Source organism: Pseudomonas rhizophila, assembly GCF_003033885.1.
GTDB classification, from domain to species: Bacteria; Pseudomonadota; Gammaproteobacteria; order Pseudomonadales; family Pseudomonadaceae; genus Aquipseudomonas; species Aquipseudomonas rhizophila.
Map to the genome: position 1 here is coordinate 1,915,230 of NZ_CP024081.1, position 26,993 is coordinate 1,942,222.

Consider the following 26,993-nt stretch of genomic DNA (forward strand, 5'->3'; position numbering starts at 1 on the left):
TGTGGAAAACGGCTCACTGGTGCATCACTTTTTTTCAGCTGGGGTGGCCGTGGTTCAGGCTCGAGCTTCGACCGAGATCCAATAGCGGGTGAAACGACGCACTTTTACCGGCAGGCTGACTTCCAGCAGATCGAGGATTCGCTCGCTGTCGTCCAGCGGATAGGTTCCGGAGATCAGAAGGTTGGCGACCGCCTCGTCGCAGTGCAATTGGCCACGTCGGTAGCGGCCTAGCTCGTCGAGAAAGTCTGCCAGGCGCATGTGCGCCGCTACCAGCATGCCCTCTGTCCAGGCGCCGCTGTTGGCATCCAGGGCCGTGGCGGGCCCGGCGCCGTTGATGCCAAGGCTCAGTTGCCGTGACGTCGCCAGCAACAACGCCGGGCCGTGTCGGCTACGAATGTCCACCTGGCCTTCAAACACCGCCACCTGGGTGTGGTCCGGATACTCGCGTACGTTGAACCGGGCGTTGCGGCTTTCCAGCAGGCCATGGGCGGTCAGCACTTGCAGGGGCCTTGGGTCGCGGGCAGCGGTCAATAACAGTTCCCCCTCCAGCAGGTGGATCAAGCGGCGTTGAGCGTCGAAGCGAACGTCTACCGCACTGCCGCTGTTGAGCTGCAACTGACTGCCGTCATCCAGCGTCAGACGACGCCGTTCGCCTACCGGGCTGCGAAAATCGGCCATCAATGGGGGTAGCAGTTGGCGTTCACGCAGGCTCCAGGTCAACGCTGAACCGGCCCCAAGCACCAACAACATTTTGAGCGCTCGACGCCGCGCAGCGGACTTCGGTGCATTGAGGGCCGCATGGGCCAACGGAGAGGGCACGCTGCGCAGCCGCTGATTGACCCGCTGGATATGCTCCCAGGCGCGGCGATGTTCGTTGTGAGCATTGAGCCATTGCTCCCAGGCTTTCTGCCGGCGAGTATCGAGTGGGCCTTGCTGCATTTCCAAAAGCCAGTGCACGGCCTGTTCGGCCACTTTCGCACTGACATCTGGTGCGCTGTTCATCGCTGGGGTCATAAGGCGAAGTAGCAGCGCATCGCTGCCTTGTTCAAATGACGCTTGACCGTCGCCAATGAAATTCCCAGTTCACGGGCTATTTCGTTGTAGGTCAGGCCATCGACCTGGGCCAGCAGAAACGCCTGCTTGACCGCTCGCGGCAAACCATCGAGCAGTTGGTCCAGTTCCATCAGGCTTTGCAGGATGATTGCCCGTTCTTCCTCCGACGGCACCACCTGCTCCGGCAGTTGGGCGAGGGTATCGAGGTAGGCGCGCTCAAGGTCCTGGCGTCGGTAGTGGTTGAACAGTACGCGCTTGGCAATGGTCGTAAGAAACGCCCGGGGTTCCAGGACAGGCTGCGGGTCGCGCGCAGTCAGTACGCGCATGAACGTGTCCTGGGCCAGGTCGGCGGCACTGTCGGGGCAGCCGAGTTTTCTTCGCAACCAGCCGTTAAGCCAACTGTGATGGGCGTTGTAGAGCACTTCGACGGTGTGTGCAGGCGGCAACGAGGAGCATCCCGACAGCGATGAGCTGTGCTAGAGAACAAGAATTGTTCGCATTGTAGGGGCGCGGCGGTGGCTACGGCAATCGGGATCAGTACCTGCTTGTTTCATTTGACCGGGGCACGTTGATGCCTAGCGCAAAAACGCCTGTCGATACTCGCCGGGTGTCGCGCCGAGGGCCTGCCGGAAACGATTCGTAAAATGGCTGGCGCTGGCGAACCCGCAGGTCAACGCGACCTCACCCAGCGGTTTTGACGTGCTGCGCAGCCAGTGCCGCGCGTGGGCCAGACGTCGTGCCAGTACGTATTGATGGGGCGGCAGGCCGAAGCTTTCGCGGAACATCCGGGCAAAGTGGTATTCGGACAGCGCACACAGCGCCGCCAGTTGGCCGAGGCTGATGGCGTCGGCCAGATGGCTGTCGATGTAGTCCACCAGCATTCGCCGCTGGTGAGCGGCCAGCCCGCCCTTGAGGCGAAGCCCCTGGCGCTGGCCGACCTGGCTCAATAGCAGATGGTTGAGCAAGTCATGGGCCAGGCTGGTGGTCAGAAGGCGTTCACCGGGCTCATCCCAGTTCAGGGCGATCAACTGGCGAAAGCGCTGTGCCTGTTGCGGGTCGTCGAGAAAGGTGGCTTCGCGCAGTTGCACTTGCCGCGGCTCGCGATCCAGCAGCGTGACGCAACCGAGGGCGAATTGCTCAGGGCTGAAGTACAGGTGCGCGAGGCGAATGTCGCCATTGATGACCCAGGCCGATTCATGCCCGGCCGGCAGGACGCAGAGTTTGCCAGGTGCCCCGGTGGTGTCGGGGCGTTCGCGGCGAAACGTGCCGGTACCACCGGCGATGTAGCACGACAGCGTGTGGTGAGTCGGCGCCTCGTAGTCTTGGGCGTCGTGATGGTTGCTCCACAAAGCGGCCGCCATGCCGTCTCCAAGCTCGGCACTGTGCTCAAGGCGAGCATTGGGCGAACTGTTGAGGGCTTGAAAGACTTGCAGGGTTTGCAGTGTGGGCATGATCGGGTCTCTCCAACGCCTTGCATCCTACTCCGTCGGTCGGCTCATGCCAGCCTGCAAAGCGACAAAACCGCAAGTTTACGCAAGCGCCCGGTGGTGGGCGGCGCAACACTGGCGGTCATTGTCAGGAGTTGCCGTCATGAACCTCTCGTTGTATCTACTTACCGTGCTCATCTGGGGCACCACCTGGATTGCGCTGAAATTGCAGTTGGGCGTGGTCGCCATCCCCGTGTCGATTGTCTATCGCTTCGGCCTGGCGGCGCTGATTCTGTTTGTGATGCTCTTGCTCAGCCGACGTCTGCAAGCCATGAACCGGCGTGGTCATTTGATTTGCGTGGCCCAGGGCCTGTGCCTGTTTTGCATCAACTTCATGTGTTTCCTCACTGCCAGCCAATGGATTCCCAGCGGGTTGGTCGCGGTGGTGTTCTCTACCGCCACGCTCTGGAATGCCCTCAATGCCCGCGTGTTCTTCGGCCAAAGGATCGCCCGCAACGTCTTGCTGGGCGGCGCCTTGGGCTTGCTGGGGCTGGCGCTGCTGTTCTGGCCGGAGCTGGCGGGTCATAGCGCAAGCCCGCAAACGCTGCTCGGGTTGGCCTTGGCGCTGCTGGGAACCTTGTGCTTTTCGGCGGGTAACATGCTCTCGAGCTTGCAACAGAAGGCCGGTCTCAAACCGTTGACCACCAACGCCTGGGGTATGGCTTATGGTGCGGCGATGCTGGCGGTGTGGTGCCTCTTCAAAGGCATTCCGTTCGATATGGAATGGAACGCGCGCTATGTCGGCTCGCTGTTGTACCTGGTGATCCCAGGTTCAGTGATCGGCTTCACCGCCTACCTGACGCTGGTGGGGCGCATGGGGCCGGAGCGGGCGGCGTATTGCACGGTGCTGTTTCCGGTGGTGGCGTTGAACGTCTCGGCGTTGGTCGAGGGCTACCAATGGACGGCGCCGGCACTGCTCGGGCTGGTGTTGGTGATGTTGGGGAACGTGCTGGTGTTTCGCAAACCCCGGCCCGTGGCGACGCAAGCCGCCCTGGGCGCACGCTGAGCCAGGGCATGGCAGGCCCGGACCCGGCGCCTGCCCGATGGTTTACTTCCAGACTTGTGGGTTGACCAGGTTCTTCGGTCGCTCGCCCAGCAAAGCGCTGCGCAAGTTTTCCACGGCAAGATTGGCCATGGCTTCACGGGTTTCGTGGGTGGCCGAGCCGATATGGGGCAGGGTTACGGCGTTTTTCAGCTGGAACAGCGGCGATTCGGCCAATGGTTCTTTCTCGTAAACGTCCAGCCCGGCGCCGCGGATGCGGTTGTTCTGCAAGGCTTCGATCAGCGCCGGCTCATCCACCACTGGGCCGCGGGAAATATTGACCAGAATGGCACTCGGTTTCATCAGGGCCAGTTCACGCTGGCCAATCAGGTGGCGGGTCTTCTCACTCAATGGCACCACGAGGCAAACAAAGTCTGCTTCGGCGAGCAACTGATCCAGATCGCGAAATTGTGCGCCCAACTGATCTTCCAGTTCGGTCTTGCGGCTGTTGCCGCTGTAGAGAATCGGCATGTTGAACCCCAGCCGGCCACGCCGGGCAATGGCGGCGCCGATGTTGCCCATGCCGACAATCCCCAGGGTCTTGCCGTGCACGTCAGTGCCGAACAGCTGCGGGCCGACCGTCGCCTGCCATCGGCCGGCCTTGGTCCAGGCGTCCAGTTCAGCGACGCGCCGAGCGCTGCTCATCAGCAGGGCGAAGGCCAGGTCAGCGGTGCTTTCGGTGAGCACGTCAGGGGTGTTGGTGAGCATGATTCCACGCTCATTGAAGTAGGCCAGGTCATAGTTGTCGTAACCCACCGACACGCTGGACACCACTTGCAGATTCGCGGCGCTCTGCAGTTGTTCGCGGCCGAGCTTGCGTCCGACACCGATCAGGCCATGCACGTGGGGCAAGGCTTCGTTGAACTGTGCATTGATGTCGCCGTTCGACGGATTGGGCACGATCACGTCGAAATCCTGTTGCAGTCGTTCGACCATCTTGGGTGTGACACGGCTGAAGGCAAGTACGGTTTTTTTCATCGCAGAAGGCTCATCAGGCAAGGAATACCAAGCACGCTAACATTCTGGATGTGGGTTAGGCGAGAGGGGAGCGTCGATTGAGGCGAGTCAGTGGCAGGAATGGAGTACTTATGGGCAGTACCTATGGGGGAGCATCTATGTTGGATGTGGGAGCGAGCCTGCTCTCGATGACGGCGGCACATCCACCATCACTGCAAACTGATCCACCGCTATCGCGAGCAGGCTCGCTCCCACAAGGGATTTCTATTTCATCCCTGGGGTGTTTACGCCGCCCGCAGCGAAATAAACGCGTAGTTGACCGGTGCCTCAGTGGCAACCCGTGCTCCACTGGCCAGGACCTGGCAGGCCACGTCATCACCGGACAAATGGAACTGCCATTCACTGGCCGCTTGCTCCAGTGGCTGCAAACGGACCTGATCAATGACTGCGGCGAATGCGCTCATGTCCGGCAGGTACGCGGTAAACCCGTCGCCCTTCAGCGCGGTGGTGAGGATGCCCAGCGAAGCGCAGATGCGCTCCTTGATCCGGATTTCCTCGCGATCGGCCTGACGTGAGCGTTCGATCAACTGCGCCAGTTCCCTGTCGACCAGTTCACCGCCGAGTATCAGTTGCGGTCCGGTCTCCCACGACTCTGGCGGGCATTCCTTTACGGCAATGTTGAGCGGGATGTGCGGGTTGATTTCCATCGGATAGATACGGCACACCAAGGGGCGGCGCTCGTAGATGCGGCACAGGTTTTCTTCGTCAAGATTGCGGCAGCGCCCGGCGTTATAGGCGGCGAAGGTGATTGCCACCAAGGCCTCGGTGGTGCCGCTGTGGACCCGCGCCGAACGGCGCTCAGCGTGTTCGCGTTGCGCCGCCGGCAGGCCGAGGCCGTTGGGCAGGAAGGCTTCCACCAGGACAATCACCTGGCCGCCGTCGTCAGCCCACATCCGTGCCTCGTCGAGGGTCAGGGGGACATGGTGATCGGTGCAGCATTTGCCACAGCCTACGCAGGAAAACGTTGTGTTCATTGAGCGCCCGGTCAAAAGCTGGAAGGCGGCGACAGAAAAACGCCGCGATTAACCGATGCGAAGCAAGTTGTGCGCCATCACCGGCTGTTGTCGGCGGGGCGGATGGAGTCCCACTCGGTCACGTAGGCGGTCTTGGATTTCTTGCGGTAAAGGCACAGCTCGGTGCCCGTCGCGCCTTTCATGTGTTTCTGCGGATACTGGCCTTGCAGCAACAGCGCGGTATAACCCACCCGGTCATCGAACTGCGCGGCAGTGCCCACAGGCTCGGCGTTCTTCAAGCCGCTGGCCTTGATGCAACTGGCAAGCACGGCTTTGTCATGGGTGGCCCAGGCTTCTGGGCTGGAGGCGTGGGCCTGGGCGGTGAGGGCCGTGAAGCCCAAAAACATGAGTGCGTGGATTTTCATCAGCAAGATCCTTGTTCTGGGAAGCCAGGACAGGAGTATGCCTGAGGTGCCGGGATGATCATTCCCTATACGCGTGGGAATGATCATCAGGCATGACTCAGTGGCCTTGCTCGGCAACCGCCTTGGCGGCCGTGATCAGGCACTTGGTCAGCTCCGGTGAGGAGAACTTGGTCAGCACGCCATTGGCCCCGGATAGCCGAGCCTTCTCGCTGTTCATAGCGCTGTCCAGCGAGGTGTGCAGCAACACATAGAGGTGGGCGAAGTCCGGCGTTTCCCGCAGGGTCCGGGTAAGGGCGTAGCCGTCCATCTCCGACATTTCGATGTCGGAAACGATCAGGTTGATCTGCTGTGCGGTGCCTTGCAGGTCCAGCAGGCATTCGATGGCTTCCTTGGCGCTGCGAGCGGTGTGGCATTGCAGGCCGAGGTTGCGCAAGGTGTGTACCGATTGTTGCAACGCCACCTGACTGTCATCGACCACCAGGATCCGCGCGTTGCCCAGGACTTCGGCGTCTTCCATGCTCAGCTCGGTGGGCGCCGTTTCAATCTGCGCCGGGGCGATACCGTGGATGACTTTTTCGATGTCCAGCACCTGCACCAGCGTGCCATCCACCGACGTCACGCCAGTGATGAAGGCGCGTACGCCGCCTGAGCCGAAAGGCGGGGGTTTGATGTCGGTGGTCAGGCAATGCACGATCTTGCTCACCGCCTGCACATGCAGACCCTGTTTGGATCGACTCACATCGGTGACGATCAGGCAGCCGCCATCCGGATCTTCCAGGGGCCGTTCGCCGATGGCGCGGCTCAGGTCGATCACCGACAACGAGGCCCCGCGCAGGGTGGCGATGCCTTTGACGTGCGGGTGCGACTCCGGCAGTTTGGTCAACGGCGGGCAGGGAATGATTTCGCTGACTTTGAGCAGGTTGATTGCCATCAGCTTGCCGCTGCGCAAGGTAAACAGCAGAAGCGAAAGTGAATCTGCGCGGGCTTTGTTGGAAGACATAAAAACCTTCTGTGGAAAAAGGTGGGGCGAGCGTGAAGAACGCCAAAACAGCTTTTGATATTGGGTTATCGACCCGATGGGGGCTGGCTTTAGGGCGAAACCCACAGACAATCGATTTCAGCTCAGTGGCCTGGGAATGCATACGCTATGGTCAGGCGATAAATGCCCTCGCCGCATGGGGCGTCGGTGGTACAGAAGGTTTTATTTGAGTCCCAACCGCTTGGCCATCCGCCCCAGGTTCGCCCGATCCAGACCCAGTTCCCGAGCGGCGCTGGCCCAGTTGTGCTGATGCCGTTCCAGGCAGGCGATGATCAGCTTGCGTTGAAAATCGTCCATGGCTTCACGCAAGTCCCCCGTGACCCCCTCCAGGGCAGGTGCGGGGCTGGCGGATGAAGGTGGCGGGTGTTCTTCCGGGCTGCGGGGCAAGTCCAGGTCCTGGGCGCTGAGGCTGAGGATCTTTGGCCGCACCGGACACCGGCCCAAGGCTTTCAAGGCGCTTCGGCCGATCAGGTGCTCCAGTTCACGTACGTTCCCCGGCCAGTCATACGCCAGCAATGCGGCCTGGGCGTCACTGGTCAGGCGCAGGCTGCCCAGGCCCATGCGCGAACGGTTCTGCTCCAGGAAAAAACCGCTGAGCAGCAGCACATCGCGCCCACGATCCCGTAGTGCCGGCACCAGCAACGGGTACACGCTCAGGCGATGATAGAAGTCGGCCCGATATCGCCCGTTGCGCACTTCTTCGGCCAGATCGCGATTGGTGGCCGCAATCAGGCGTACATCGACCCGATGTTCCTTGTCCGAGCCCAGCCGTTGCAACTGGCCGCTCTGCAACACTCGCAGTAGCTTGGCCTGCACGGTCAAGGACAACTCGCCCACTTCATCGAGGAACAACGTGCCGCCATCGGCCAGTTCGAATTTGCCGCGCCGGTCGTTCGTGGCCCCTGTGAAGGCGCCGCGTACGTGGCCGAAGAGTTCGCTTTCCACCAGGGTATCCGGCAGTGCGGCGCAATTTAGGCTGATAAGCGGCTGCTCGGCGCGCTTGGAGGCCGCGTGTATGGCTTGGGCGACCAGCTCCTTGCCAACCCCGGTTTCGCCAGTGATCAGCACCGTCAGGTCGCTGCCCCCCACCAGGTTGATTTCTTCCACTAATCGCTTGTGGGCCTTGCTCTGGCCGACCATGTCGCGAGGTAGCTGGCCGCTGGCCTGGCGGTAGACCTCGGCGCGGCGATGTTCGTCTTCGGCTTTCAAGGCCAGCCGATCAATGCGTTCGGCTGCGCTGACCGTGGCGGCGGCCAGGCTGGCAAAGGCCTGCAAGGCGCTCAGGTCGATGGGCTCGAAGCGTTCGGGGTTCAGCGCGTCGAGGGTCAGCAGGCCCCACGGTTGCTCGTCGACGAACAGTGGGCAGCCCATGCAGTCGTGGACCTCCAAGTGCTCCTCCAGACCTTCGACCAATCCGTCGTACGGGTCGGGCAGCTCACTGTCGGCGGCAAAGCGAGTGGGCTGCGGGCTGGCCAGCAGTGCCTGGAAGCGGGGGTGTTCGCTAATCCGGAAGCGTCTGCCCAGGGTATCGGTACTCAAGCCATCCACCGCCAGCGGCACCAGACAGTCTCCGTCCAGGCGCAACAGCGCGGCGGCGTCGCAGGGCAACAGGGCTCGCAGCGCGCCAAGCAGGCGACGATAGCGCTCGCCTTCCGGCAACTCGCGGGAGAGGTCGGCCACCAGCGGAAGCAGCGAGGTCAGCAGGGAGGTTGCGGTCATAATGACTCCATGTGGTCCTTAAGACTATAAGGCGTGTCGTGTCTTTATGACTATAAAATTCATAAGATATTGAAAAATATGAATAATTTTTATGGCATGAAACCTGATAGGCATAGGTATCAGTTTTTCGTAATACGCCAGGAGTCACCTTATGCTCAGCCGAGAAGAACGCGCCATCATCCGCTCCACCGTGCCCTTGCTTGAAAGCGGTGGTGAAGCGCTCATTACTCACTTTTATCGCATGATGCTGTCCGAATACCCGCAAGTGCGCCCGTTGTTCAACCAGGCTCACCAGGCCAGCGGTGATCAGCCCCGTGCCCTGGCCAACGGCGTATTGATGTATGCCCGGCACATTGACCAGCTCGATCAGTTGGGCGACCTGGTGGCCAGAATCGTCAACAAGCACGTCGCCCTGCAAATCCTGCCGGAACATTACCCCATTGTGGGGGCCTGCCTGTTGCGGGCGATCGCCGAGGTGCTGGGTGAAGAGATCGCCACGCCGCAAGTGATTGCCGCGTGGGGCGCTGCCTATAACCAGTTGGCCGATATCCTGATCGGTGCCGAAACCGGCATGTACGAGCAGAAAGCCGCAGCGCCGGGCGGCTGGCGGGGCGAGCGTGAGTTCATCCTGGCAGCCAGGGTGCAGGAGAGCTCGGAAATCACTTCGTTCTACTTCGAACCGGCGGACAAAGGCGCGATCCTGGTGGCCGAACCAGGCCAGTACATCGGCATGAAACTGGTGTTGGATGGCGAGGAGGTCCGCCGCAATTATTCGCTGTCGGCCCTGGCGGACAACGGTCAGTATCGCATCAGCGTCAAGCGCGAGCCGGGCGGGCGCGTGTCCAACTATCTGCACCATCATTTCCCGATTGGCAGCAGCATCCAGTTGTTTCCACCGTCAGGGGACTTCTTCCTGACCCAGAGCGATAAACCGCTGGTGTTGATCAGCGGCGGCGTCGGCATCACCCCGACCCTGGCGATGTTGCAGGCGGCGCTGCAAACCGAGCGGCCGGTGCATTTTATCCACTGCGCACGTAACGGCGGCGTGCATGCCTTCCGTGACTGGATCGATGACCTGGCCCAGCGGCATCCACAACTCAAGCGCTTCTATTGCTACGACGAAGATGACGGCTTGAGCCCGGCGGCTGACAAGGTCGGCTTGTTGAGCCAGGAACAACTGGCGCAATGGTTGCCGCAGCAGCGTGATCTGGATGCCTACTTCCTTGGGCCCAAAGGCTTCATGGCCGCCGTCAAGCGCCACCTCAAGGCACTGGGCGTGCCGGACGGGCAAAGCCGCTACGAATTCTTCGGCCCGGCGGCGGCGCTGGAGTAACGGCGGGCGAGCCGGGGTGATCCGGTTCGTCTGCATCGCGAGCAGGCTCGCTCCCACAATGGATTTGCGGCGGGCACGATTGGGTGATCAACGCAAAGACAACTGTGGGAGCGAGCCTGCTCGCGATAGCGGCGCCATGTTCACCCCATCCCGTCTGACTTCTCCAAGCAAAATTAATCCGTACTTAACCTCCCTCCTGTTTATTCCCCTCAATGTGGGCGGCAGCCGCTCGTTCTCTGTCATGGTCAGCGTGTAGACTTTGGCCATCCGACAGTGCGCCGGGTTTCTCTAGGCTGCGCGTCGATCCAATGCATACAAAGGGAAACGCAATGAATGAGCAAATGCTGCGCTTAGGCCGTGAACGGCGCTATCTGGTGCTGTTGGGGCTGATCTGTCTGGCGCTGATCGGCGGTGCGCTGTACATGCAGGTGGCGCTCGGCGAGGCGCCGTGCCCGCTATGCATCCTGCAGCGGTATGCATTGTTGCTGATCGCTATTTTCGCCTTCATTGGCGCGGCCATGCGTACCCGTCGCAGCCTGACGGTTTTCGAAGGCCTGGTGGTGCTCAGTGCCCTGGCCGGTGCGGCGGTAGCGGGGCATCACGTGTACACCCAGTTCTTCCCGGCGGTCAGCTGTGGCGTCGACGTGCTGCAACCGATTGTCGATGACCTCCCGCTGGCGAAGATCTTCCCGTTGGGCTTCCAGGTCGACGGCTTTTGCTCCACCCCGTATCCGCCGATCCTGGGCTTGTCCCTGGCACAATGGGCACTGGTGGCGTTCGTCCTCACGGCGATCCTGGTGCCGTTGCTGGTGTCGCGCAATCGCAAACAACTGCCCTAAAGCGCCTCAATCAGACGCCCCGGTTTTCTGTAGGAAGCCGGGGCGTTTTGCGTTTCAGTCTTACTGCGTGCCAGCCTTGATCCGAGACAATAATGAGCCGCGACAGCGTGCGACACGTTGTCACACATTTGCTGTCATCCGGCCACTTGCTGCGCGAATAAGCACCTCGTTCTGCAATGAAAAATCAGCCGTTGCAGGCTCCATCCGGCTAACTGCCTCCCCCCGTAGCAGGCATTTCTAACAATCGGGCGTCTTGCCGCTCAGCCCCCGAATGACGGGGGCTCTACGGGCATAAAAACCCTCTTTAATCAACGCAAGCTGTCTAAATCGGGCGTAGTAGACCTACGTTTTCTGGGGTTCTTGTTGAGAATGAATTTCGATAAGATGCCGGCTTGTTTCGAATTCTGCGAAAGATTGTTGCTCGATTTGATGAAAATTATTTCAGGATAAGACATGGTCTCCGGCGTCTCAGCTCACTACAATCGCCCGCACCGAATTTCCGACCCGGCTCAGGCTTGAGCCCGTGAGGTGGTCGAAGGGCTCAAAGCCCCATGCGACCCCAGGTGTCGGTGCCTTCCAACTACCCGCACCAAATGGAATTGGGCTGTAACAAGGCCTTTGACCTACGAATTCGAATAAGAACTCACTGCTGGCCCGGGATGTGTCGAACAGCGTCTGACGCTGCGACGGTCAGCCCTTATTCAATCCAAGAAAAATGCCAACCCTTGGCAGGGTGAAGTGTTGGCGATCAAAACCCAACTGCATTGCGCAAGCTGCTTTAGAGGTCGTGAGATGAGTAAAAACAGGTACCCCCGATTACTAGGCTTGTTGCCTTTGCTCGGCACGTTGTTGCTGGGAGGCTGCAACATGACCTTGCTCGATCCCAAGGGTCAGGTCGGCCTGGATGAACGTAATCTGATCATCACCGCTACGCTGTTGATGTTGCTGGTCGTCGTGCCGGTTATCGTCATGACCTTCCTGTTCGCCTGGAAATACCGCGCGTCCAACACCAGTGCCACGTACACGCCCAAGTGGTCGCACTCGACCAAAATCGAAGTGGCGGTGTGGACTATTCCGGTACTGATCATCATTGCTCTGGGTTACATCACCTACAAGTCCACCCATGCCCTTGACCCGTATCGTCCGCTGGACTCCGACGTCAAGCCGATCACCATTGAAGTGGTCTCGATGGACTGGAAGTGGCTGTTCATTTATCCGGAACAAGGCATCGCCACGGTCAACAAGATCGTGTTCCCGGCCCACACGCCGATCAATTTCAAAGTCACCTCCGACACCGTGATGAACTCGTTCTTCATCCCGGGCCTGGGCGGCCAGATCTACGCGATGGCGGGCATGCAGACCAAGTTGCACCTGATCGCCAACCAGAACGCCGAACTCGACGGTATCTCCGCCAACTACAGCGGCGCGGGTTTCACCGGCATGAAGTTCAAAGCAATCGCCACGACCCAGGAAGAATTCGACGCCTGGGTCAACGATGTGAAGAAGGCACCTAAACAGCTTGAAAAAGCTGAATACGAAGCCCTTTCCAAACCGAGCCAGAACAACCCAGTCGAGCTCTACTCTTCGGTCACGCCGAACCTGTTCCAGACCATCATCGACAAGTATGAAGGGATGAACCCGGGCAAGCCGATGCACCACGAGAAGAACGAAAAGGAAGTGGCCCACAACATGGAAGGGATGGACATGAGTTCGCATTCAGCTGCCGGGGCAGAGGAGTAAACGATGTTTGGTAAATTAAGTTGGGAAGCGATCCCGTTCCACGAGCCGATTGTCATGGTGACCCTCGCCATCATCGCGCTCGGTGGTCTGGCGTTGTTCGCGGGGATTACCTACTTCAAGAAGTGGACCTACCTGTGGACCGAGTGGCTGACGTCGGTCGACCACAAGAAAATCGGCGTGATGTACATCATCGTCGCCATGATCATGCTGCTGCGCGGTTTTGCCGACGCCATCATGATGCGTACCCAGTTGGCCATGGCCACCGAGGGTTCGCCTGGCTACCTGCCGCCTGAACACTATGACCAGATATTCACCGCCCACGGCGTGATCATGATCATCTTCATGGCGATGCCATTCTTCACCGGCCTGATGAACCTTGCAGTGCCGCTGCAGATCGGCGCGCGTGACGTGGCCTATCCGTTCCTGAACTCCTTGAGCTTCTGGCTGCTGGTTTCCGGTGTGGTACTGATCAACCTGTCCCTGGGCGTTGGCGAGTTTGCCAAGACCGGTTGGGTTGCCTATCCACCGTTGTCGGGACTGCAATACAGTCCGGGCGTGGGGATGGATTACTACATCTGGGCGCTACAGCTATCGGGACTTGGGACAACGCTAACGGGGGTCAACTTCCTGGCCACCGTGCTGAAGATGCGTACCCCGGGCATGAAGCTGATGGACATGCCGATCTTCACCTGGACCTGCACCTGGGCCAACGTCCTGATCGTCGCTTCGTTCCCGATCCTGACCGCTACCCTCGCTTTGCTGACGCTTGACCGCTACATGGATTTCCACATTTTCACCAATGAACTGGGTGGAAATCCGATGATGTACGTCAACCTGTTCTGGGCCTGGGGTCACCCCGAGGTGTACATCCTGATTCTGCCGGCGTTCGGGATTTTCTCCGAAGTCATCTCGACGTTCTCCGGCAAGAAGCTGTTCGGCCACCACTCGATGATCTACGCCAGCGGCGCGATCTCGGTGCTGGGTTTCATGGTCTGGCTGCACCACTTCTTCACCATGGGTTCGGGTGCCAGCGTCAACGCCTTCTTCGGTCTGGCGACGATGCTGATTTCGATCCCGACGGGTGTGAAGCTGTTCAACTGGCTGTTCACCATCTACCAGGGCCGTCTGCGTTTCACCAGCCACGTGCTGTGGACCCTGGGCTTCATGGTGACCTTCGCCATCGGCGGCATGACCGGCGTACTGCTGGCCATCCCGGGTGCGGACTTCGTGCTGCACAACAGCCTGTTCGTGATCGCGCATTTCCATAACGTGATCATCGGCGGCGCTGTATTCGGCTACATCGCCGGCTTCGCCTTCTACTTCCCGAAAGCGTTCGGCTTCAAGCTGCACGAGGGCTGGGGCAAGGCTGCATTCTGGTTCTGGATCTCGGGCTTCTTCGTCGCGTTCATGCCGCTCTATGCACTGGGCTTCATGGGCATGACCCGTCGTCTGAACGCCACCACCAACCCTGAGTGGGTGCCGTACCTGTACGTCGCCATGTTCGGCGCGGTGATGATCGCCGTGGGTATCGCCTGCCAGCTGATCCAGTTGTACGTCAGCGTGCGTGACCGCAAGAAGCCAGAGAACATGTGCGAGCACGGTGACCCGTGGAATGCCCATACCCTGGAATGGTCGACCTCGTCGCCTCCACCGTTCTACAACTTTGCCGTGCTGCCACAAGCCGACGTCATCGACCCGTTCACCGAAGCCAAGGAAAACGGTACCGCGTACCAGACTCCGGCCAAGTACGCGCCGATCCACATGCCCAACAACACCGCGACCGGTGTGGTCATGGGTGCGCTGTTGACCGTGTTCGGTTTCGCGATGATCTGGCACATCTGGTGGCTGGCCATCGCCAGTCTGGTCGGCACCGTGGTGTATTTCACCATTCATGCCGCCCGTGACGATCAGGGCTACATGGTGCCGGTGGATGTCATCGAGCGCATCGAAGCCGAGCAGCACAAACGTCTGGTCGCGGCAGGGAAAGTCCCAGCCACCGCCACCCGTGTTGAAACCTCGTTGGAACAGGCTTAAACCATGTCGAACTTAGTGACCAATGTTGGACACGCCCATGGTCATGACCATGGGCACGATGACCATCACCACGACTCGGGCGAGATGACCGTATTCGGTTTCTGGCTCTACCTGATGACCGACTGCATTCTGTTTGCGTCGATCTTCGCGGTGTACGCGGTGCTGGTTAACAACGTCGCCGGTGGCCCGTCGGGCCACGACATCTTCGAGCTGCCGTATGTGCTGGGCGAGACCGCACTGCTGTTGTTCAGCTCGATCACCTACGGCTTCGCCATGCTGGCGTTGTTCAAGGGCAAGAAAACCCAGGTACTGGGCTGGCTGGCGATGACCTTCCTGCTGGGCGCCGGCTTTATCGCCATGGAGATCAACGAGTTCCACATCCTGATCGCCGAAGGCTACGGCCCTAGCCGCAGCGGCTTCCTGTCCGGGTTCTTCACCCTGGTCGGCACCCACGGTCTGCACGTGACCAGCGGCCTGATCTGGATGGCGATCATGATGTACCAGGTCCACAAAAACGGCCTGACCGCCACCAACAAGACGCGCCTGAGCTGCCTGAGCCTGTTCTGGCACTTCCTGGACGTGGTGTGGATCTGCGTATTCACCGTTGTTTATCTGATGGGGACCCTGTAAATGGCTAACGCACATTCCCACGATGGCCACGACGCCGGCCACGGCAGCGTCAAGTCCTACGCCATCGGTTTCATTCTGTCGGTGATCCTGACGGTTATTCCGTTTGGCCTGGTGATGTACCCGACGCTGCCGAAAAGCCTGACCCTGTGGATCATCCTGATCTTCGCCGTGGTCCAGGTACTGGTGCACCTGGTGTACTTCCTGCATCTGGACCGCTCCGCTGCCCAGCGTAACAACGTGGTCGCGTTTGTCTTTGCCGCGATCGTCATTGTCCTGCTGGTCGGCCTGTCGTTGTGGATCATGTTCAGCATCCACACCAACATGATGGCGCACTGAGGAAAGTCCGGATGTCCTTAAAGCACTTTATCCAAATCACCAAGCCGGGGATCATTTTCGGTAACGTGCTTTCTGTGGCAGGCGGGTTTTTCCTGGCCTCGAAAGGGCATGTCGATCTGGCCATCTTTCTGGCGGCGATGATCGGCACTTCCCTGGTGGTGGCGTCCGGTTGTGTATTCAACAACTGCATCGACCGCGACATCGACATCAAGATGGAGCGCACCAAGAACCGCGCCCTGGTCCAGGGCCTGATCCCGGTGCAACTGGCCCTGGCGTTCGCCACGGTGCTGGGTGTCGCCGGTGTGGCGCTGCTGTACTGGGTGGCCAACCCGTTGGCGGCGCTGTTCGCGGTGATCGGGTTTGTCATCTATGTCGGTTTCTACAGCCTGTACCTCAAGCGCAAGTCGGTCCACGGCACGCTGGTGGGCAGTCTGTCGGGGGCGATGCCGCCAGTGATCGGTTACGTGGCGGTGAGCAACAGCTTCGACATGGCGGCGCTGACGCTACTGGTGATGTTCAGCCTGTGGCAGATGCCGCATTCCTATGCCATTGCGATCTTCCGCTTCAACGATTACCTGGCCGCCTCGATTCCGGTGCTGCCGGTCAAGCGCGGCATCCAGGTGGCCAAGAAGCACATCCTGCTCTACATCCTGGCCTTCCTCGTGGCGACCTTGATGCTGACCTTCAGCGGCTACGCCGGCATGAGCTACCTCGCCGTCGCCGCCGCCATGGGCATGTACTGGTTGTACATGGCCTGGACCGGCTACAAGGCGGTGGATGACACGGTCTGGGCACGCAAGCTGTTCGTGTTCTCGATCTTCACCATCACCGCCCTGAGCGTCATGATGTCCCTGGACTTCAAAGTGCCGAGTGAGTTGTTGCTGACTTACGCGCCTTAAGCTTCAGACGCCACACAAAAAGCCCCGCCTTCGAGAGAAGCGCGGGGCTTTTTTGTGGGTGTTGCTTCGAACTGTCGACACTCCTGTGGGAGCGAGCTTGCTCGCGAAAGCGGTGGGTCAGCTGAGGTGATGTTGACTGACAGGGCGCATTCGCGAGCAGGCTCGCTCCCACAGGTGCTACGGCGAGCACATAATCTGCGAACGCCGCTGATCCATTGTGGGAGCGAGCCTGCTCGCGATGACGCCGGCCCATTCAACATCGATGCAAGCTGACCCACCGCTATCGCGAGCAAGCCCGCTCCCACAGGTTCTGGCGGCGGGCTGACAACCACCGAACAAGAAGGCTTATTGCTGGGCGATGCTGTAGCCGTCGAACGCTTTCTGCTGTTGCAGGGCGGTGGCGATGCTTTTGCGGGTGACCGGTTGTTCGGTGCCGTCGTTGTCCAGGAAGATGTCATTTTCCAGCTCGGCCTGGTCGCCTTCGCCGACGAAACTGAAGCCCAGGAATTCGAAGGCCTCGCGGTCGACGTTCGGCTTGGAGCGTGGGGTGCGCAAGGGCAGGGTGACGCTGATGCCGTCCTTGCTGATGACAAACACTTCGGCCTCTTTCTTGGGCCGCGAGGCTTTGCCTTTGCTGCCGCTCGGATTGCTGATGGCCTGGTGGGTCTGGTTCAGCACTTTCAGGGCCAGGCCATAAACCAGTTCCTGGAAGGTCGGGTCGTCCTTGTAGCTGGACAGGATACGGCTGATGGGGAAGCGGCTGCTCAGGTCTTCCAGTGCCGCGAAATCGGCGGCTTCGGCGTCCTTGAGCTGCTTGAGCTGGCCCATCAGTTCGTAGGCCTTGTCATCGTCGAACGCGTCATGGGCCTGGCGGATGGCGTTGCGCAGCTCACGGATCTGATCGCTTTCGCGGTTCGACTGAAACGCATCGAGAACCATCTCACTGATGCTTTTGGCCTGAGGCAGATGCTGTGAAAGATTGATGGAGTTTTCGTATTCCGCTTTGGACGACAGGGTGACTACGGATTCAGCGGTATTGGAATCGGACATTGAAATTTCACTACTTCTGTTAGCTGGATGAGGCGAGAAAGGCGTTGAGCTTTTTTCCGGTCGCCTAATCTATTGGACCCGGGCGGCGTTGTCACGGTTGAACCGGTGCCTGGTCGGCATTTGTTGTTCAGGTACGCATCATTGGCAGATCACATTCTTGCCGGCCACCTTGGAGCGATACAGCGCCTGGTCCGCCCGGTCCAGCAGCATCGTGTGCTGCTCATCCCCACGCCGCTGTACCACGCCAAAACTCATGGTGACCTGGAAATCGCCCACCGGCAGCAGATCGGACAGGCTACGGCGAATGGTTTCAGCCATCAGGCAGGCGTCGGCGAGGGAGGTATTGGGCAAAATCATGATGAATTCATCACCCCCCCAACGTGCGAGCAAGTCGCCGTCGCGTTCGCAGCGTTTAACGGCTTGCACCACTTGCACCAGCGCTGCGTCGCCGAAAGCATGACCGTAACGATCATTGATGTCCTTGAAGTCATCGACGTCCATGGCGATCAGTGACAACGGCTCGCGAAAACGCTGGGCACGCTCGCAGGCCAGCGGCAGGGCCTGTTCGAGGCGATAGCGGTTGGCAACCCGCGTCAGGGCGTCGGTTTCGGCAAGCCTGCGGTTTTCGTCGAGCTGGATCTGCAACTGGTGGTTGACCCGGGACAGTTCCAGGGTGCGCTCCTGGATAACGGCTTCCAGCGATTTGTTGCGCCGTTCCAGTTGTTCGAACAGACGCTTCTTGTCGTCAATGCTGCGATGGGCGCCGATCATCCGCGCCACCGTGCCGTCGGGGTTACGGGCGATCACATAACCACGGTCCTCGATCCACATCCAGGAGCCGTCGCGCGTGCGACAGCGGTATTCGGCCTGGTAGTGATGGGAGCGTTGTTGCAGGTGGTCGTCGAACAAAGCCATCACCTGCGGATAGTCATCGGGATGGATCACGCTTTCCCACGTCAGCACGGTGTTATCGAGTGAGTGAGGCGGATACCCCAGCATCGTGTACCAGCCAGGGTTGCGGTAGACGAAACCGGTGTTGGCGTTCCAGTCCCAGATGCCATCGCTGACCAGCTCAAGGATGGTGTGCAGCACACCTTCGTCCAGACCGGACAGGTCGAGGCGCAGCATATCGATGTTCGAGGCGTCGCCCATCGTCGTTTCCTCAATCAGCCTTGATATCAAAATGCTCGTCCAAGGAAGAAGAGTAGCCGATGGGGCGGGGTGGCACTAGCGGGGTTACGCTCTGTTGGGGTGCTGACGAGGGCCGGGGGTGGACGGTCTGTGTGGGACTCAAGCGTTGGGGGGAAGATCGCAGCCTCGTTGCACCCGTCAGCTCCTACTTTGTCATTCGGGTTGGGTTTGGGGTTTGCCCCATTGCTGCATCGCAAATTCGACAAAGCTGCGCAGTTTGGGCAACCGATAGCGATCCTGGGCATACATCAGGTTCATTGGCCGGTGGGGAAGTTGATAGTCCTGCAGCAGCGCGACCAGATGGCCTTCTTCCAGGTCTTGCGCCACCAGTGCATCGGGCAGCATCACCACGCCCATGCCGGCCAGGGCCGCGCGATGCAGTCCTGAGGAGCTGTTGATCAGCATCGGCCCAGTCACCGGTACTTTGATTTCACCTTCCGGCCCGTTGATGGGCCAGTGATCCTGGGCGAAGCGCCACTCGTCGCCGGCGGAATAGGCGAAGGACAGGCAGTCGTGCTGCTCCAGGTCAGCGGGTTTTTGCGGTGTGCCGCGGCGCGCCAGGTAGGCCCTGGATGCGCAGATGGTCAGGGTGTAGTCCATCAACGGTCGGGCGATCAGCTTAGGGTCGGTGGGGCCGAGACGGATGGCGACGTCGAAACCATGATCCAGCAGGTCCAGGCGTTGGTTGGTCAGCACCACGTCGAGTTTAAGCTGGGGATGGAGCCGGCTGAATTCGGCCAGCGCCGGGGCAAGGCGCTCGGTGCCAAAGGTCAGTGGCGCGGTGATGCGCAAGGTGCCGGTGGGCTCGCCTTGCGTCTGCTCGGCCAGTCGTTCGGAGTCGGCCACCAGCCCGAGTACTTCCAGGCAGCGCTGGTAATAGGAAGAGCCGAATTCCGTCAGGCGCTGGCGCCGCGTCGTACGGTTGATCAGGCGCACGCCAAGACGTTCTTCCAGTGCGCGAAGGTGATTACCCACCATGGTGGTGGACATTTCGCACGCCTGGGCCGCCGCTGTCAGGCTCCCGGTTTCCACCACTTTGACGTAAACCGTCATTGCCTGAAAAAGATCCATTATCAAGCCTGGCTTTAAAATGATTGAAGGAATGTAGCGTTTATCCAGCAAGGGTGGCTAACCATACTGGAAAAAACCACCTGATGGAGCTTGAAGCCATGACCGCCGCCTGCCTGATGACCACCTACCAACCCCTGGCGCTGAATTTCACCCATGGGTTGGGTACGCGCCTGTGGGATCAGGACGGTCGCGAGTACCTGGATGCGGTGGCGGGCGTGGCTGTGACCAACGTCGGCCATTCCCACCCTCGACTGGTGGAGGCTATCAGCGAGCAGGCTGGCCTGCTGCTGCACACCTCCAACCTGTACGGCATCGACTGGCAGCAACGGTTGGCGAAAAAACTCACTCAGCTCTCAGCCATGGATCGGGTGTTTTTTAACAACTCTGGTGCCGAGGCCAACGAAACCGCACTGAAACTGGCGCGCCTTTATGGCTGGCACAAAGGTATCGAGCAGCCACTGGTGGTGGTCATGGAGAATGCGTTTCACGGACGCACATTGGGCACCTTGTCCGCCAGTGATGGCCCGGCGGTGCGCTTGGGCTTCAATCGGTTGCCGGGGGATTTCATCAAGGTGCCATTCGGTGATCTGGCGGCGCTGGAAAATATTCAGCAGGTTCATGGCGAGCGCATCGTTGCGGTACTGGTGGAACCGATCCAGGGCGAAAGCGGTGTGCAACTGGCGCCGCCCGGCTATCTCAAGACCTTGCGTCAACTGTGCACCCGGCGCGCCTGGTTGCTGATGCTCGACGAGATCCAGACCGGTATCGGCCGCACCGGCCAATGGTTTGCCTTCCAGCACGAAGGCATCGTGCCGGACGTCATGACCCTGGCCAAGGGCTTGGGCAATGGCGTGCCCATCGGCGCCTGCGTGGCCCGGGGCAAAGCGGCCGAACTGTTTACCCCTGGCAGCCACGGCAGCACCTTCGGCGGTAATCCGCTGGCCTGCCGGGTGGGCTGCACGGTGCTGGACATCATCCAGGAGCAAGGTTTGCTGGACAACGCCAGGCATCAGGGTGAACAGTTGCTCAACCGGCTGACGGCCGAACTGGCGGACAACCCGAACGTGCTGGCGATTCGCGGCCAGGGCTTGATGATCGGCGTCGAACTCAAGCAACCGGTCCGCGACCTGAGCCTTTGTGCCGCACGTGACCACGCTCTGCTGATCAATGTCACTCGCGGCAAGACCATCCGCCTGCTGCCCCCGTTGACCATTGATGGGCGGGAAGTGGAGATGATCGTCAGGGGGGTGAGCCGGTGCCTGGCGCAGGATTAAGGCAAGTGCGACACGGCTGGACGGAATTTTTGCCAATTGCCGTGTTCCAACGCCAGCCAGAGTCGATACTGGCACTTCAGAATTAAAATACCAGGAGCACCTTCATGTTCACCTCGCGTCGCTTGATTGTTGTCGCAACCGCTGTGGCCCTGCTGTCCGGCTGCGCGTCGCCTAATCCTTATGACAACCAGGGGCAGGCCTCCACAGAGTCCTCCGGCATGAGCAAGACTGCCAAGTACGGCGGCCTCGGTGCCCTGGCCGGTGCGTTGGCCGGTGCGGCCATCGGTCACGATAACCGTGGCAAGGGTGCATTGATCGGCGCTGCGGTCGTGGGGGCTTCCGCGGCCGGCTACGGTTACTACGCCGACCAGCAGGAAAAGAAACTGCGTGCCAGCATGGCCAATACCGGCGTTGAAGTGCAGCGCCAGGGCGACCAGATCAAACTGATCATGCCGGGCAACATCACCTTCGCCACCGACTCGGCGAACATCGCATCCAGTTTCTACCAGCCGCTGAACAACCTGGCCAACTCCCTCAAGGAGTTCAACCAGAACCAGATCGAAATCGTGGGTTATACCGACAGCACCGGCAGCCGCCAGCACAACATGGATCTGTCGCAACGTCGTGCACAGAGCGTGGCGACCTACCTGACGTCCCAAGGTGTCAGTGGCGCCAACCTGACGGCCCGCGGTGCCGGCCCGGACAATCCGGTGGCCAGCAACGCCGACGTCAATGGCCGCGCGCAAAACCGCCGTGTCGAAGTCAACCTCAAGGCCATTCCGGGCCAGCAATACCAGACAGCGCCGCAGCAGGGGCAGACTTACCAGCAGTACCCATAACTGCTGGGCGGTAAATGAAAGGGGGCCCCTGAAAACAGGGGCCCCCTTTTTTGCGGCTAGCGTTTGGACCTTTGTGGCGAGGGAGCAAGCTCCCTCGCCACAACAGTGTTCACTTTAGTAGATAGGTTCAGTTAGCCTCTTTCACCGCACTCAAGAACGCGCACGTGCGCTCCTGCTGCGGGTTTTCGAAGATCTGCGCCGGAGTGCCCTGTTCGTGGATCTGCCCTTTGTAGAAGAAGCACACCCGGTCGGCGAATTCCCGGGCGAAGCCCATCTGGTGGGTCACCATCAGCATGGTCAGGTTGTGCTCGGCCCCCAGTTTGCGGATCACATTCAGCACTTCGCCACACAGTTCCGGATCGAGTGCCGAGGTCACTTCGTCAAACAGCATCACCTTGGGTCGCATCGCCAGCGCCCGGGCAATCGCCACCCGTTGTTGCTGGCCGCCGGACAACTGCGAAGGGTAATGGTCGAGCTTGCTGCCCAGCCCCACCAGCTCCAGTAAATCGGCGGCGCGCTCCCGGGCTTCCTTCGGATTCATGCCCAGCACCTGCACCGGCGCCTCGATCACGTTTTGCAGCGCGGTCATGTGGGGAAACAGATTGAAGCTCTGGAACACCATGCCGATCTTGCCGCGCACACGGCGGATGTGCCGGTCGTTGGCCGGCACCAGCACGCCGTTGCGGTTGGGCATGTGGGTCAGGGAGTCATCTTCGATGCGGATCTGGCCCTGGTCGATGCCTTCCAGGGTCATCAACACCCGCAACAATGTGGACTTGCCCGAGCCGCTGGGGCCGATGATCGCGACTTTTTCACCGGGCGCGACATCCAGGTTCAGATGGTCGAGCACCGTAAAGCTGCCATAGCTTTTGGTCACGTCCTGGAAACTCACGATCGGCCGGGACGGTGTCTGATCTTGCATGGCCGGGGCCTCCTGCTGCGACGCCAGCGTGCTGCGCCGGGACAAATCGGTGGGCGAGGACAGGGGTAAAGTCATTAGCGTAGCTCCATGCGCGTTTCAAGGCGCCGTACCAGATAGGCCAAGGCGAGGCTCAGGGCGAGGAAGAACAGGCCGACCATGGTGATCGGCTCCAGGTAACGGAAATGCTCGGAGCCGATGTTCTTGGCCTGCTGCATGATTTCCACCACGGTGATCGCCGACAGCACCGGCGTGTCCTTGAGCATCGCCACCAGGTAATTGCCCAGCGGCGGTATGATCGGCCGCAGCGCCTGGGGCAGGATGATGTTGCGGTAAGCGTTGTACGGAGCGATGTTCAACGCCGTCACCGCTTCCCACTGCGCCCGCGGCACCGCGTCGAGGCCGCTGCGATAGACCTCGGCGATGTAGCAGGCGTAGTGCAGGCCGATGCCCAGAATCCCCACTTGCATGGCCGTCAGGCTCAAGCCGTAGTTAGGCAGCACGTAATAGAGGAAATACACCTGGATCAGCAGCGGCGTACTGCGGATGAACTCGATCACGGCGGTGGCCGGCCATGACAGCCAGACTTTTCGGCTGCGCCGACCAATTGCCAGGAACAGCCCCAGGACAATCGCAATCAGAAAGCCGATCAGGGTGATGCCCACCGTATTGAGCGAGGCGCGCAGCAAGTCCGGCAGGATCTGTGCGGCGTAGGACCAGTCGAACAGGGTCATGACAGACCTCCACGCATCCGGCCCCGGCTCAGTCGTCGTTCGACATGGCGCATACCCAGGTTAATGGCCTGGGCGAGGATGAAATACATCACCAGCGCCAGGCTGAAGATCTCCAGGGTCTGGAAGGTTGCCTGATCCAGCTGCCGCGCGCGGAAGCTCAGGTCGGACAACGTGATCAACGACACCAGTGACGTGTTCTTCAGCAATTCGATCAGCAGGTTGGTGCCCGGTGGGATCGCCGCCAGCAGGGCCTGGGGCAGGATGATCCGCTTGAAGCGCTTGAAGCCGCTGAAATTCAGCGCCGTGCACGCTTCGTATTGCCCCTTGGCCACCGAGCTGATGGCGCCGCGCATGACTTCGGCACCATAAGCGCCGATGTGCAGGCCCAGGCCGACAATCGCCACAGCATAGGGGCTCAACTCAACGTTGAACGGCGGCAGTGGCAGCACGAAGAACAACCAGAACAACTGCACCAGCAGCGACGTGCCACGAAACACTTCGATGTAGGTGATGGAAAACCAGCGCAGCGCTCGCCACGGTGACAGTCGCCCCAAGGCCGCCAGGACCGCGGCGACGATCGCCAGCAGCGAGCCGAGAAAGGTCACCTGAAGCGTGACCCAGGCCCCTTGAATTAATAACGGAAGTAATTCGCCCATGGTTCAACCCGATATCCGATGAAGCAGGGAACAGGCATCACGCACTGCGCGTCATGCCCGTTTCGGCTATGGCTGAGCGCAGAGCTCGGCCGCGGTTTTGCTGGTCACGTTGGACTTGTCGAAACCGAACGGCGCAACGGCCTTGAGGTGTTCTTCAGAGCCTAGCCATTTCTTCAGCTCGGCATTGACGGCATCGCGCAGGTCTTTGTCTTCGGGGCGGAAGGCGAGGGCGCCGTAGCCGATGTGCGACGGGTCGTCCTTGAACTCGGTCATCGCCTCAACCTTGTCACCGCCCTTGCTGGCCAGGCCCTTCATGGTCAGTTGCGTGCCGACGGCAGCGTCCGCCCGACCGGCGCGCACCGCTTGCAACTGCGCGGTGGTGTCGGGGACCTGAAGGATCTGCTCATCCTTGACCCCGGAATCCCGGGCGTACGCCAGGTTCACCGTACCGGCCATGATTGCCAGCTTCACGTCCGGTTGTTTGGCGATGTCTTCATAGCTGTGCAGTTGCTTGGGATTGCCCTTGGCCACGAGCAGGGCATCGGGCAACTGGTATTGCGGATCGGTGAACAATACCTGCTTGCAGCGCGCCGGCGTGATGTACATCCCGGCGGCAATCACATCGAATCGGCCGGCGCGCAGGCCGGGAATCAGCGAGCCCCATTCGGTGAGCACGCCGTTGACCTGCTTGATGCCCATCTTGGCGAAGATGATCTTGGCGATTTCCGGTGATTCACCGGTAACGGTGCCGTCGGTTTCGGTAAAGGCGAACGGCGTTTCGTTGGCGTAGCCGATCCGGATGCTGCTGTTGCTTTTGACGGTATCGAGGGTGGCGGCGTGAACGCTGCCAGCCAGGCCAAGTACGGCACAAGTCATTAAGAGCCGACGCAGGGGCGCGCATGTGGCGGGAAGGAAATTGCTCATCGGTAAAATCTCCTGTTTCTTGTGGATCCGTCGTTTGACGGCTCTGTGGTAGGAGGCAGTGTTACAAGAGCAAAGCGTACAGCGGCTGATCCGGCCTTGGCCTGGAATCGGGAACGGCGCCGGTACAGGTCGATCCGGCTTTTTTGTCGGGGTGGTGAACCCGCCTGGATGACAACCTTGGACCGAGCATACAAAAGCCCCGGCACCGATTGTATTGCACTAGGACAATTGCTTTGTCGCCGTTGCCGCGGGATGCTGTGCGCACCAGAACACACGCGGGTTGCAGTGTCATGGAAAAGTGGAAATCAGCCTTGGACGCGGCCCGTAGCGGTGAGTCCAAATACAAGATTCTGGTACAGGCCATTGCTGACGATATCGAGCAGGGCGCCCTGGCCAATGACCAACGCCTGCCGCCGCAACGGCAAGTGGCCGACGCCATGGGCATCAGCGTGCAGACCGTTACTAATGCCTACAAGGAGCTGGAGCGCCAAGGGCTGGTGCGCTGTGAAGTGGGGCGCGGCAGCTTCGTTTCGCGACGCATGAGTGATCGGGTCGCGACCTACATCCTCGACAGCCCCGAGCGAGCGCTGGTGGACTTTTCCATCACGCGAATCATGCACACCCGCGAGCACGACCAGTTCTGGCGCGACACCTGCCTTCAATTGAGCACCGAAGAAGATCAGCCGTGGATTCATGCTTTTCGTCCGATCGCAGGTTTTGAATCCCATCGCGAAGCGGCCGCCCAATGGATCGGCCGCCAGAGGTTGAAGGTTGATCGCAACGACATATTGATCACCAACGGCGCAGCCCATGGGATCTTCCTTGCTCTTGCTTCCCTGGCCGGCCCCGATGATGTGGTGCTCTGCGAAGGGGTGACCGACCACGGGGTGATCGGCAATTCCCAGGTGCTGGGTTTCACCCTCAAGGGCCTGGAGATGGATCGCTATGGCATCGACCCTGAACACTTCGAGGACATGTGCAGCAACGAGCGCATCACCGCGCTGGTGTGCACGCCGAACCTGAACAACCCCACCACCAGCCTGATGCCCGACACCCGCCGGCGGGAAATCGCCGAGATTGCCCGGCGCTTTGGTGTGCACATCATCGAAGATGACGTATACGGTCCGCTGCTGGACGAGCGCCGTGCGCCGCCCATCAGCCACTACCTGCCGGAGCTGTCGTTCTATTGCACCAGCATGACCAAGTCGGTGCTCACGGGGCTGCGCATCGGTTATCTGGTGGTGCCCAAGCGCCTGGCGCTACGCACCGAGAGCATCCTGCGGGTCAACAGCTGGATGGCCACGCCCATGGTCTCGGAGATCGCCGCCCGCTGGATTCGCGATGGCCGCGCCGAGTCGCTGGTGCAGCTGCAACGACGGCTGTTGGCCGGGCGGCAGGCGATGGTGACCGAGTACATGGGCGAGCATCTGCTGGGCCAGCATCCTCACGCCTTGAATGCCTGGATAGGCATCCCACCCCGGTGGGAGGTGGACAGCCTGGTGCGGGCGCTGCGGCACAAACACATCGCCGTGACCTCTCCCGACCCGTTCACCGTGCGCGGCACCCCCAAACCTCGTGCGGTGCGAGTATGCGTAGGCGCCGAATGCAGCGATGAGGAAATGCGCCATGCGCTGATCGGCATGCGCGAGATGTTTGACCAGTATCCGCAGGTGCATGATTTTTAACTGTGGGAGCGAGCCTGCTCGCGATAGCGGCGTAACAGCCAACAGAAACTGTGGCTGTACTGTCTCCATCGCGAGCAGGCTCGCTCCCACAGGGGATTTGTAGT

The 26,993-nt window shown here is 60.4% G+C and carries 27 protein-coding genes; 12 read left to right on the forward strand and 15 right to left on the reverse strand.

Annotated elements, in window-relative coordinates; genetic code table 11:
- Nucleotides 1-54: 54 nt before the first annotated feature.
- From CRX69_RS08970 to CRX69_RS08980, 3 genes are all read right to left on the reverse strand, one after another.
- Nucleotides 55-1,002: a FecR domain-containing protein gene (locus CRX69_RS08970; protein ID WP_172833786.1), complete on the reverse strand. Its 948-nt coding sequence runs from the start codon at nucleotides 1,000-1,002 to the stop codon at nucleotides 55-57.
- A gap of 8 nt (nucleotides 1,003-1,010) precedes the next feature.
- Nucleotides 1,011-1,499: a sigma-70 family RNA polymerase sigma factor gene (locus CRX69_RS08975; RefSeq protein WP_047228610.1), complete on the reverse strand. Its 489-nt coding sequence runs from the start codon at nucleotides 1,497-1,499 to the stop codon at nucleotides 1,011-1,013.
- Nucleotides 1,500-1,628: 129 nt separating this feature from the next.
- Nucleotides 1,629-2,504, reverse strand: coding sequence for a helix-turn-helix domain-containing protein (locus tag CRX69_RS08980; protein WP_107321892.1), 876 nt, complete (start codon nucleotides 2,502-2,504; stop codon nucleotides 1,629-1,631).
- 139 nt (nucleotides 2,505-2,643) lie between these two features.
- Here CRX69_RS08980 and CRX69_RS08985 point away from each other — a divergent pair, with 139 nt between their 5' ends.
- Nucleotides 2,644-3,546, forward strand: a complete 903-nt coding sequence (locus tag CRX69_RS08985; protein WP_107321893.1) for a DMT family transporter — start codon at nucleotides 2,644-2,646, stop codon at nucleotides 3,544-3,546.
- 42 nt (nucleotides 3,547-3,588) lie between these two features.
- Here the strand turns inward: CRX69_RS08985 and CRX69_RS08990 are convergent, their stop codons facing one another.
- From CRX69_RS08990 to CRX69_RS09005, 4 genes are all read right to left on the reverse strand, one after another.
- On the reverse strand, nucleotides 3,589-4,560 hold the full coding sequence (locus tag CRX69_RS08990) for a 2-hydroxyacid dehydrogenase (protein ID WP_107321894.1): 972 nt from the start codon (nucleotides 4,558-4,560) through the stop codon (nucleotides 3,589-3,591).
- 263 nt (nucleotides 4,561-4,823) lie between these two features.
- On the reverse strand, nucleotides 4,824-5,573 hold the full coding sequence (locus CRX69_RS08995; protein ID WP_107321895.1) for a YkgJ family cysteine cluster protein: 750 nt from the start codon (nucleotides 5,571-5,573) through the stop codon (nucleotides 4,824-4,826).
- 77 nt (nucleotides 5,574-5,650) lie between these two features.
- The gene (locus CRX69_RS09000; RefSeq protein WP_107321896.1) at nucleotides 5,651-5,977 is read right to left on the reverse strand and encodes a hypothetical protein; all 327 of its coding nucleotides are present in this window, start codon (nucleotides 5,975-5,977) and stop codon (nucleotides 5,651-5,653) included.
- A gap of 97 nt (nucleotides 5,978-6,074) precedes the next feature.
- Nucleotides 6,075-6,977 (reverse strand): chemotaxis protein CheV, encoded by a 903-nt coding sequence (locus CRX69_RS09005; protein ID WP_047228604.1) that lies wholly within the window; start codon nucleotides 6,975-6,977, stop codon nucleotides 6,075-6,077.
- Between the two features lie 32 nt (nucleotides 6,978-7,009).
- Between CRX69_RS09005 and CRX69_RS27575 the strand changes: the two genes are divergently transcribed.
- Entirely contained in the window at nucleotides 7,010-7,186 is a 177-nt protein-coding gene (locus CRX69_RS27575) for a hypothetical protein (protein WP_157952118.1), read from the forward strand.
- On the opposite strand, the gene norR is transcribed toward CRX69_RS27575, so the two are convergent.
- Nucleotides 7,179-8,735 (reverse strand): nitric oxide reductase transcriptional regulator NorR, encoded by a 1,557-nt coding sequence (gene norR, locus CRX69_RS09010; RefSeq protein WP_107321897.1) that lies wholly within the window; start codon nucleotides 8,733-8,735, stop codon nucleotides 7,179-7,181. The genes CRX69_RS27575 and norR overlap by 8 nt on opposite strands.
- A 151-nt stretch (nucleotides 8,736-8,886) precedes the next feature.
- On the opposite strand from norR, the gene hmpA reads away from it, so the two are divergent.
- The 7 genes from hmpA (at nucleotide 8,887) to cyoE (ending at nucleotide 16,546) form a co-directional block, all read left to right on the forward strand.
- Nucleotides 8,887-10,068 (forward strand): NO-inducible flavohemoprotein, encoded by a 1,182-nt coding sequence (hmpA, locus tag CRX69_RS09015; protein ID WP_107321898.1) that lies wholly within the window; start codon nucleotides 8,887-8,889, stop codon nucleotides 10,066-10,068.
- A 329-nt stretch (nucleotides 10,069-10,397) separates the two neighbouring features.
- Complete coding sequence (locus CRX69_RS09020) at nucleotides 10,398-10,907, forward strand: disulfide bond formation protein B (protein WP_047228601.1); 510 nt, start codon at nucleotides 10,398-10,400, stop codon at nucleotides 10,905-10,907.
- A gap of 792 nt (nucleotides 10,908-11,699) precedes the next feature.
- A complete protein-coding gene (gene cyoA, locus CRX69_RS09030) occupies nucleotides 11,700-12,647 on the forward strand; it encodes a ubiquinol oxidase subunit II (protein WP_047228600.1) in 948 nt (315 codons plus the stop codon).
- Between the two features lie 3 nt (nucleotides 12,648-12,650).
- Nucleotides 12,651-14,681 (forward strand): cytochrome o ubiquinol oxidase subunit I, encoded by a 2,031-nt coding sequence (gene cyoB, locus CRX69_RS09035; RefSeq protein WP_107321899.1) that lies wholly within the window; start codon nucleotides 12,651-12,653, stop codon nucleotides 14,679-14,681.
- A 3-nt stretch (nucleotides 14,682-14,684) separates the two neighbouring features.
- Nucleotides 14,685-15,311 (forward strand): cytochrome o ubiquinol oxidase subunit III, encoded by a 627-nt coding sequence (locus CRX69_RS09040; RefSeq protein ID WP_047228598.1) that lies wholly within the window; start codon nucleotides 14,685-14,687, stop codon nucleotides 15,309-15,311.
- A complete protein-coding gene (gene cyoD / locus CRX69_RS09045; protein ID WP_025211927.1) occupies nucleotides 15,312-15,647 on the forward strand; it encodes a cytochrome o ubiquinol oxidase subunit IV in 336 nt (111 codons plus the stop codon). It begins immediately after the preceding gene.
- An 11-nt stretch (nucleotides 15,648-15,658) separates the two neighbouring features.
- Nucleotides 15,659-16,546, forward strand: coding sequence for a heme o synthase (cyoE, locus tag CRX69_RS09050; protein WP_047228597.1), 888 nt, complete (start codon nucleotides 15,659-15,661; stop codon nucleotides 16,544-16,546).
- Between the two features lie 345 nt (nucleotides 16,547-16,891).
- Here the strand turns inward: cyoE and CRX69_RS09060 are convergent, their stop codons facing one another.
- The 3 genes from CRX69_RS09060 to CRX69_RS09070 all read right to left on the reverse strand — a co-directional run bounded on the left by CRX69_RS09060 (nucleotide 16,892) and on the right by CRX69_RS09070 (nucleotide 19,858).
- Nucleotides 16,892-17,596: a hypothetical protein gene (locus tag CRX69_RS09060; protein WP_107321901.1), complete on the reverse strand. Its 705-nt coding sequence runs from the start codon at nucleotides 17,594-17,596 to the stop codon at nucleotides 16,892-16,894.
- A 138-nt stretch (nucleotides 17,597-17,734) separates the two neighbouring features.
- Nucleotides 17,735-18,748, reverse strand: a complete 1,014-nt coding sequence (locus CRX69_RS09065) for a GGDEF domain-containing protein (RefSeq protein WP_047228595.1) — start codon at nucleotides 18,746-18,748, stop codon at nucleotides 17,735-17,737.
- A gap of 192 nt (nucleotides 18,749-18,940) precedes the next feature.
- Complete coding sequence (locus CRX69_RS09070) at nucleotides 18,941-19,858, reverse strand: LysR family transcriptional regulator (protein ID WP_107321902.1); 918 nt, start codon at nucleotides 19,856-19,858, stop codon at nucleotides 18,941-18,943.
- A 98-nt stretch (nucleotides 19,859-19,956) separates the two neighbouring features.
- On the opposite strand from CRX69_RS09070, the gene CRX69_RS09075 reads away from it, so the two are divergent.
- Nucleotides 19,957-21,132, forward strand: a complete 1,176-nt coding sequence (locus CRX69_RS09075; RefSeq protein WP_107323245.1) for an aspartate aminotransferase family protein — start codon at nucleotides 19,957-19,959, stop codon at nucleotides 21,130-21,132.
- Between the two features lie 104 nt (nucleotides 21,133-21,236).
- Nucleotides 21,237-21,971: a YiaD family glycine zipper/OmpA-like lipoprotein gene (locus CRX69_RS09080; protein ID WP_076383595.1), complete on the forward strand. Its 735-nt coding sequence runs from the start codon at nucleotides 21,237-21,239 to the stop codon at nucleotides 21,969-21,971.
- 127 nt (nucleotides 21,972-22,098) lie between these two features.
- Here CRX69_RS09080 and ehuA read toward each other — a convergent pair whose 3' ends face one another.
- The 4 genes from ehuA to ehuB form a co-directional block, all read right to left on the reverse strand.
- Complete coding sequence (ehuA, locus tag CRX69_RS09085; protein ID WP_370695169.1) at nucleotides 22,099-22,968, reverse strand: ectoine/hydroxyectoine ABC transporter ATP-binding protein EhuA; 870 nt, start codon at nucleotides 22,966-22,968, stop codon at nucleotides 22,099-22,101.
- On the reverse strand, nucleotides 22,968-23,624 hold the full coding sequence (gene ehuD, locus CRX69_RS09090; RefSeq protein ID WP_047228592.1) for an ectoine/hydroxyectoine ABC transporter permease subunit EhuD: 657 nt from the start codon (nucleotides 23,622-23,624) through the stop codon (nucleotides 22,968-22,970). The genes ehuA and ehuD overlap by 1 nt, the downstream gene beginning before the upstream one ends.
- Nucleotides 23,621-24,280 carry an ectoine/hydroxyectoine ABC transporter permease subunit EhuC gene (gene ehuC / locus CRX69_RS09095; RefSeq protein WP_047228591.1) on the reverse strand — a complete coding sequence of 220 codons (660 nt, stop codon included), beginning with the start codon at nucleotides 24,278-24,280 and terminating at the stop codon, nucleotides 23,621-23,623. Before ehuC ends, ehuD begins: the two co-directional genes overlap by 4 nt.
- Nucleotides 24,281-24,346: 66 nt before the next feature.
- Nucleotides 24,347-25,204: an ectoine/hydroxyectoine ABC transporter substrate-binding protein EhuB gene (gene ehuB, locus CRX69_RS09100; RefSeq protein WP_047228590.1), complete on the reverse strand. Its 858-nt coding sequence runs from the start codon at nucleotides 25,202-25,204 to the stop codon at nucleotides 24,347-24,349.
- A gap of 290 nt (nucleotides 25,205-25,494) precedes the next feature.
- On the opposite strand from ehuB, the gene ehuR reads away from it, so the two are divergent.
- Complete coding sequence (gene ehuR / locus CRX69_RS09105; RefSeq protein WP_047228589.1) at nucleotides 25,495-26,889, forward strand: MocR-like ectoine utilization transcription factor EhuR; 1,395 nt, start codon at nucleotides 25,495-25,497, stop codon at nucleotides 26,887-26,889.
- Nucleotides 26,890-26,993 lie beyond the last annotated feature (104 nt).